Source organism: Chlorobium sp. (genome assembly GCF_036528655.1).
GTDB lineage: Bacteria > Bacteroidota > Chlorobiia > Chlorobiales > Chlorobiaceae > Chlorobium.
On record NZ_JAIGND010000050.1, the window covers coordinates 1 to 8,050 of the forward strand.

Annotated in this window: 7 protein-coding genes; 4 read left to right on the plus strand and 3 right to left on the minus strand. The window is 46.0% G+C overall.

The window, feature by feature from the left end:
* Positions 1-166, plus strand: a 166-nt coding sequence (locus tag K4305_RS12170) for an LpxL/LpxP family acyltransferase (protein ID WP_442880490.1), incomplete at its 5' end; no start/stop codon positions are given.
* 185 nt (positions 167-351) lie between these two features.
* On the plus strand, positions 352-702 hold the full coding sequence (locus tag K4305_RS12175) for an IS3 family transposase (RefSeq protein WP_331562753.1): 351 nt from the start codon (positions 352-354) through the stop codon (positions 700-702).
* On the opposite strand, the gene K4305_RS12180 is transcribed toward K4305_RS12175, so the two are convergent.
* Positions 681-3,356 carry a class I SAM-dependent methyltransferase gene (locus K4305_RS12180; protein ID WP_331562754.1) on the minus strand — a complete coding sequence of 892 codons (2,676 nt, stop codon included), beginning with the start codon at positions 3,354-3,356 and terminating at the stop codon, positions 681-683. The two genes, K4305_RS12175 and K4305_RS12180, sit on opposite strands and share 22 nt — an antisense overlap.
* Positions 3,357-3,446: 90 nt before the next feature.
* Positions 3,447-3,725: a hypothetical protein gene (locus tag K4305_RS12185; protein WP_331562755.1), complete on the minus strand. Its 279-nt coding sequence runs from the start codon at positions 3,723-3,725 to the stop codon at positions 3,447-3,449.
* 414 nt (positions 3,726-4,139) lie between these two features.
* Here K4305_RS12185 and K4305_RS12190 point away from each other — a divergent pair, with 414 nt between their 5' ends.
* Positions 4,140-6,065: an ABC transporter ATP-binding protein gene (locus K4305_RS12190; protein ID WP_331562756.1), complete on the plus strand. Its 1,926-nt coding sequence runs from the start codon at positions 4,140-4,142 to the stop codon at positions 6,063-6,065.
* A 27-nt stretch (positions 6,066-6,092) separates the two neighbouring features.
* Here K4305_RS12190 and K4305_RS12195 read toward each other — a convergent pair whose 3' ends face one another.
* On the minus strand, positions 6,093-6,953 hold the full coding sequence (locus tag K4305_RS12195; RefSeq protein WP_331562757.1) for a hypothetical protein: 861 nt from the start codon (positions 6,951-6,953) through the stop codon (positions 6,093-6,095).
* Positions 6,954-7,768: 815 nt separating this feature from the next.
* Here K4305_RS12195 and K4305_RS12200 point away from each other — a divergent pair.
* A partial coding sequence (locus K4305_RS12200; RefSeq protein ID WP_442880491.1) for an LpxL/LpxP family acyltransferase occupies positions 7,769-8,050 on the plus strand: 282 nt, incomplete at its 3' end.

Sequence of the window (8,050 nt, forward strand, 5' to 3'; positions counted from 1 at the left end):
TGATACCTCTGATCTCTCCTTCAGCAAAGCGGATACCGCTCTCCTTGCCGCACGCTATACCAGAATGATCGAAGATGAAATTCGACGCCGGCCCGAAGAGTGGTTCTGGCTGCACAACCGGTGGAAGCGAACTGTAGTGGACCCCAATTTTCAGACAGTGGATTAAGGTGGGGACTTGCCCAATAAGAGTGATAAGTTATGAGCGAAAACAACGCAAAAGCTTTACGGCACAGTAAAAGGCCAAGGTGGCGCTTGAGGCGATAAGGGGCGAGAAAACCCTGAACGAGATCGGCCGGAAATTCGGTATCCACCCCAATCCGGGTGGGCAATGGGAACGGGAAGTGCAAATGCATGCTGCCGGTATCCACACAATGCGCATTTGCCGGGTTGAAATGGTCAGGCTGCTACGGGCCAGCCAAAAGCTCCGTGCCTGATGCCGATGATCTCAAGCTGCTGAGGCTTATCGACGAAGAGTACACCCTTCATCCGTTTTACGGAAACCACCGGATGAAGCTCATTATGTTTACCCAAGGGTATAACGTCAACCGGAAACGGGTGCAGCGCCTTATGCTGGAATCGGTGCTTGCCGGTATGGCCTTCGGCTTCAACAACTGCGCTTTCACAGAGAGAGGCTTTGCGTGGTCTGGTTGTCTTACAAAATCAATATGCATACATCAGGGCTATAGTGGCAATGCAGGCTGAAAATCTTCACTGATGAGCGTGAGATTGGGATTGTATGCCGGATCATGTTCGATGATGTGGCTCCATTTATGCTGCATGTGAAGGGATTCCTCGATTGTCCATTTCGAGAAAAAACCTTTTTTGCGCTCTCCTGTTATTTCATGTACCTGTAATTTTGCGTATGGTGTCCATATGTTTCTCAATCCACGCTGTGATAGTTTTAAGGTAAGGTCGATCTGACCCATCTCGTAGTGCAGAGAACTTTCTTCCATACCGTCGACGGCAAGGTAGTCTGTACGTTTCAACAGCAGGCATCCTCCGGCAAGTGCCGAAAATTGCTGCTGAAGGCATTTTCTTCCGGAATAACCTGCAGAGCCATCAAGTTGATTTCTGTGCGGGTATCCTGCCATGCCATGTATGCCCATGATAATACCGCAGTGTTTCAGTCTGCCATCTGGAGATACAAGTTTTGCGCCTACAGCTCCAATGTTGGGCTGTATGGCATGACCGAGCATTTCTTTCAGCCATCCGGAATCGATGATTTCAAGGTTGTCGTGCAGAATACAGAGGTAGCAGGCAATGGATGACGAGGCAGCTGTATTGAGAAGGGTGCTGTAATTGTCAGTAGATGCAGGTTTATTGATAAAGAGACGGGAATCTTTGGCTAGCAAGCTGAGCCCCTCATGTTCATCGGGAAAATTAATAAGCCTAACGGTAAATTCCCGGAAATCAGTTTTATCCAGCAATGTTTTTATGCATCGTATTGTACATTGAACAGCGCCTTGATAGATAATGAGAATTTCTACAGATGGTACCGGTTCTGGCAGATTATACATTATTCTGCTGAAAATCGGGGCATCGACAGATTGGGTTACCGTTGCATCGACGCCCATACGGCTCAAGTGCTCCTGTATGGCTTTTGTTGCTGCGATCAGTGCATAGGGTTTTCTATTGATGTTTTTTGCTGTGCTTTCTTTGTGAATCCTCCAGTGATAGAGAATTCGTGGGATATGACGTATCTGTTCGGGTTTGATTGATTCGATTGCTCGTAAGGCAAGGTCGTAGTCCTGTGAACCTTCGAATTCCTTGCGGAAGCCGCCAATCGTTCGGATCAAAGCAGTTTTGTAGACACCGAGATGCGAAATCATGTTTTGACAGAGAAACAGGTCGTAATTGAAATCACATTTAAAGTATGGGTCGAGTCTTCTGCCGGATTCGTCGATTTTGTCTTCATCGGAATATATTATTGAAGCGTCGGGGTGGTTAATTAACTCCTTTGCGTTCCAGTACAGGGCAAGGGGATGGAGTTTATCGTCATGGTCGAAGAGCGCGATATAATCTCCGGTTGCAAGTTCAAGTGAGGTGTTGCTTGCTTCGGAAATATGGCCGTTTTTATTTCTGAACCGGTATTTTATCCTTTCGTCCTGACATGCATATGCCATGATGATTTCTCTGACTTTCTCGTTTGGCGAGTGGTCATCTGCTATACAGAGTTCCCAATGTGGGTAGAGTTGGCTTTGCACGGAGCATATGGCTTCGTTAAGAAAGTCCGTTGAAGGGTTGTATACCGGCATGATAATCGAGAATCTTGGAGGCGAGGGTATGAGAGCAATTTCCTGTGCCATGTTCTGTAGCTGTTCGTAGGAGTAAGTTTCGACAGCATCGATCCATTGCTGGTATTCACTCTTATCAAAATGGATGTTATTGCGGTCATGATTATCTCTACTGGGGTTTTGTTTTGTTGTGCGTTTCTTAATTGATTTTGATAGTTTCCATAAGGGTTTAATGATATGCCAACTTTGTGAATTGAGGATTCTCGATAGCTGGTTTTGTTTTTTAATGTTGAGGTTCTGGCAGTCATGAATAGCAGCATCCATCAGTTTAATTTGACGTTTTTGCACTGCAATGATTTTTTTTTGTTCGGTAATCGTCAGCTCTTTTTGTTGAAGGAGTTCATCTCTATTTATATGGCAGAGTGTCCTGTATTCGAGGTTTTCCCCTGCTTGGGTGAACATCGTTTTCATAAGCGTGCAATGCTGGGGATGCTGCCATGCTTCAGTCAGTTGCCGGGCCGTCTCGCCAGGTGCGTTTCCCGGAAAAAGGACGCCCAATCCGTGGGAGTGCTCGAAAGCGATTTGTGGGTAACGGCTGGAGATCTCTTCCCAAAGTTTCCAAACACCGAAATCTCCTGCTCTGACGGCAATGTCATGGAACAGAATGGTTCCATGTGGAGATATTTTTGGCAGCCATGAGGCGAAGTCGTGGCTGACAGCTTCATACGTGTGGAGACCGTCTATGTGTAACAGGTCGATTGAATGGTCGGCAAATGTGTCGATTGCGTCATCGAATGTGGTTCTCAGAAGCGTCGAAAAGTCGCTGTAGCGTTCCTTGTTGTGTCTCAGAACCTCCTGATAGACATCAGCACTGTAAAAACCTGTTTGCTTGTCACCTTTCCAGGTGTCTATGGCATAAGATCGGCTATGTATGCCAAAGTGGCGAATGCTCTGGCAGAATGCAAAGTAGGAATGACCGGAGTGCGTACCGAGTTCTACAATGACACGGGGTTTTTCCTGCTGGATAAACCACATTGCAAAGGGAATATGGCCCGCCCATGACCAAGGCGGCGACAGTCTGATCGGGGCCGGCAGGTTAGAAAGTAACGATAAGTCGAGCATTGTTATTGAATGTTATGAAATAACTGAAATCAAATTTATGCGAGATTCAGATCAATCCTGTAATGCCCGACCACTCGTGGTGGCAGACATTCAGTATCTCGGCCCGGGGTAGCTCCGTCTCAAACGCAGGTCGGCAGGATCGTTCCAGAATGGCTCAACGGAACGTTTGTGAGGATGGAGATTGGTCGACACTTGCTCCCTTGCGTCAGTGGCCATTGAGCCTGTTTCCGCCAGGATGCGACGCATTTCTACGCGGTTCTCGCGTTCGGCAAGTGCTGCGGCCTTCCATGCGTCCTGTTCCGCTCGCGATTTGGCGTATTCGGTTTCAATACCTGCTGGATATTCCTCGTTCAGGAGCGAATTGTTCATTTGCGAGCAACCGGTTTTGGGGAATAGGTTTGATTTATATACGGCTGTATATGGGGATTATTGCATATATAGTACTTCGAATATTGCTTTATTTTATGGGTTTTCAAAAAAATAATTATGGCACTAAGGCCTGATTGTTCGATCGAATTGATTCACTCAGCATGGAGGCACAGAGTTCTGAAGACGAGCTGGATTTTTTGTGCGAAGAAATCATGCAGTGTCTTGCGGGGCGTCGGTTCTGCAATTCATGTTCGATCGGGTTGGTCGTCTGCTGATACGCTTTCGAGACGTGCTTTCCGGATAAAGAGTGGCTGTGTTATATCTTTATTTATGTTTATGTTGACTCTTTTGTATAAGATGCGATGAAAATGTAGATTAAAGCAAAATTATGCTTTTTGAACAGATAACCTGTTTATGAAATTATTCTTACGGCTTGTTCGATATCTTGCTCCCTCAAAAGGGAAGGTCTCTCTTGTTATTCTGGTAAGCATTATCACGTCCCTGCTCGGCGTTGTTTCCATTTATTCGGTATTGCCTCTTCTGAACGCAGTGTTTACTGCAGACAGAGCCGTCGAGGCTCCCTTGCGTCCGGGAAATGATGGTGAGGCCGATGCCGATCCGCAAAAGAGCGAAAAAAAGCAATTTTCCCCCAATGTGCCTGGACTGAACTCTTTTGACACGGACAAGCTCAAGCAATCGGTGACGCGTACATTTGAGCAGGCTTTTCATGCCGAAACAAAACAGCAGACTCTGCTCAATATCTGCCTTTTTCTAATTGCTTCTTTTGCCGTGAAAAATTTCTTTGTCTACCTGAACGGGCAGCTCATTTTCAGGGTACAGACAAAAACAGCCAAGAAACTTCGGGACGACGTGTTCAGGAATATCATCGAAATGCATCTCGATTATTTCAACAAGAACAAGGTCGGAGGTCTGATGAACCTGGTATACCACGATGTGCAGGCCGTCAATACCACAGTCAGCTCTACTTTCGTCAATTTTCTGCAGAATCCTTTTTCAATACTGGTTTACGTAGGCGTGCTGCTTGTTCTGAGCTGGCAGCTTACTCTTTTTGCCGCATTGTCGTCAGTACTAATTTTTTTTGTTATCCGTAAAGTCGGCAGGCAGGTAAAGGGCCTTGCCACAAGTTTTCGTAATAATATGGGCGATATGAATTCCGTGCTGCAGGAGAAATTCAGCGGTATCAAGGTGATCAAGTCCAGTGCGTACGAGGATGTGGAATATGCAAAATTTCAGGGATTTACCCGTGATTTCAGGGCCCTCGATATAAAAATCTCACGACTTCGCAATATTATCGGTCCTCTCAACGAAACCCTGCTGGTGGCTGCAATAGCACTTGTGCTCTGGTATGGAGGACTGCAGGTGTTCGATGGGCAAATGACCTCATCCGAACTGATTCTGTTCGCTTTTACCCTGTATTCCACCATGGGGCCAATCAAGATGATCGGTAACGTAAGTACCCAGCTGCACCTTGGAATGGTTTCTGCAGAGCGTCTTTTCGAGCTGCTCGATACCGTTCCGGCCATAAAAAACGGTTCACGTTCAATCAGGGGATTCTCTCAATCGATCAAGTTTGAGGATGTCTGCTTCAAGTATCGGAATGAACCCGATGCACCGAATGTTCTCGACCATGTTACGTTCGAGATCAAGAAAGGCGAAATGGTGGCGCTTGTCGGTCAATCCGGTTCCGGTAAATCAACCGCTGTTGATCTGCTTCTGCGGTTTTATGATGTCGATTCGGGCAGGATTACCATTGACGGCACGGATATTCGGGAATTCGACTACAAACAGCTTCGGCGCATGATCGGGGTGGTGAGTCAGGAGGTGATTCTTTTCAACGATACTGTTGAATCGAATATCGCTTATGGTGTCAGGGAAGAGGCTGACCATGAACGGGTGGTGCGCGCAGCCCGTCTTGCCAACGCCCATCAGTTTATTACCGAGAAGCCCGAAGGGTATAACACGCTTATCGGCGACAGGGGAATACAGCTTTCAGGAGGTCAGCGGCAGCGATTGGCCATCGCGAGGGCCATGGTCAAGAATCCTGAATTACTGATTTTCGATGAGGCGACCAGCGCGCTTGACAATGAGTCTGAAAAAGTGGTTCAGCAGGCGATTGATCACGCCCTCGAAGACAGGACAGCCCTTGTGGTGGCACATAGGTTGTCAACAATAAGAAACGCTGATCGCATAATTGTTATGGATCGCGGCAGAGCCGTCGAGTCAGGTAACCATGCAGAGTTGCTTGAACTCGGTGGGCTATACAGGCATCTTTATGATATTCAGTTTGCAGGAAAGAGCGAAGCGGCATCTGACGTTTGAGAAGCCGGCACAGTCAGCTTGGCTTGTTTATATATTAACTTTGTTACCAAACCTGTTTAATGTATAGTCAATTATTCCCAATGTGATGTACTTCAGGTACTCGGGCTTGCGGTCTCCATACCGCAGACATCGCGAGATTCTTGTTTTATTGCATTTTTTCAGCATTGATGAATAAGACGGGAAGTCTTTTTTGTATTTTCTTGCGATATACAGTCCATTTCTTATGATAAAATACATCCGTTTCGGGGAATGAATATTGAATGTTTTTTTCTTGATTCCGAAAAGAAAACTTCCGGAGTAACTCGTGCCGACTGTATGTTGCAGAAAGCAATTTGTTGTCTGCAGGACGTCGAATCCGGCTATATTGGCACGTAAACAGTAGTCGTGATCGACCGAGTCGATGAACAGGGATTCATTGAAAAGTCCGATCCTATGAGTCAGGGCGAGATTGAGGAGATTCCCGGATGTCATGACCTCAAGTTTTTTAACGCAGGTACTACTCGAGTTATCAGAAGATTGTTTATGTGAGGGCGACAGTATTGCGGTCATGTTTTTATCTGTGCCATGTAATGAACCGAAGAATAAGTTTGCGTGTTGATCGTCAAAGAAACTGTCCTGGTCCATCGTAAGAAGCCATTCGTAGTTCTCCTGTAACCCTTTTTTTATTGCTGTATTCAGTGCTGTCGCAATGCCGAGGTTTTTGCCGTAAGAGAGTATTTCTGTGTTGCTGAATGTATCTATAATGGACGCTAATAAATCCGGGTTGGTATTTTGAGAGTTGTCTATAATGTAAAGCTTGTCTATATGGCCGATATAGGTGGCGATATTGCGAATGAGGGTGTCAGGGGGCGAGTAAAGCGTAACAATGCCGCAAATGCTGCTTTTCATCCTGATGGTTATGTTTAATAGGTTGGGGGTGAGTTTCGCGATGCTTAGCTTCGATTTATGGAAAAGGTCTTTTTCAGATACGGAGGAAATTGACTATTTACCGTCAGGCTTAACAGGACTTGTTATATTTATGTTTTCAATGCGCTTTTTGAATGCCGGTAATACGTAAGGGTTTTGGCGTATATATGCTGATAATACGGCATACGAATGTGCGTTCCTCCCTCCATAGCTTCTTGAGCGGCCTTAACATGGGGTTTTTATACACGAATTGCTATATGGAGGCTTTCAGGGTAAAAAATATAAAGTAATTCGGTAATTTCCGAATTACTTTATATTTTTTAGATATCAAGATCAAGATAGATCTTGCTCCTAATCATTGGCACATGAATATCTTGATTGGCGCCAAGTAGTCCGGGGGTGATGTGAGTACCGATTTGGCTGACTGTTTCGTGAGAAACTTTCTGGATCAACTTGAATGAGCATTTTCACCGACCATTCGTCGTTTTCCAGCGGCATGATACCGATATCTATCGATTGAGCCAGCTGTTTTCAGTTTCCTTTGACCATTGAACTCCCAGCAGGTTTTCACCCCTGGCGGTTCATTCCCGCTTATTAACGAGAATCTGAGAGCTGGAAATCTGGCATGGATGACTGAGGTGGCATTGTCGATCATAGCGAAGAAAAAGAGGTTTCCTGTATTTCCATCAACCCAATAGTGACTGGCTGATCTGTTGATGGAAGCGCCGCCGGCTTTTTCAGCATTTCATATGCGGTAGGTATGATGAAAGTGTTTTCCGGGTTGATCTTTCTTGAGTATGCGGGTTACATACAATGTGATCGATCTGCTCGGTTTCATGGTGCGTAAACTCGACAGACGTCAGACCGTTTTCCTTGCATCCCTTATTGGTGATTTCATGCACCATGTTATCAGGCTCAGGCGATCCATGGTTTATCGCAACCTGAGTCTGATATTCCCGGACAAATCAGGGGAAGAAATTCGTCGTATCGCCAGGGCCATGTATCGGAACGTGTTCGCAACGTTACTCGAAGTGCTGCGCCTGCCACTGATCCGGAACCGCGAGGATGTGGCCAAACTT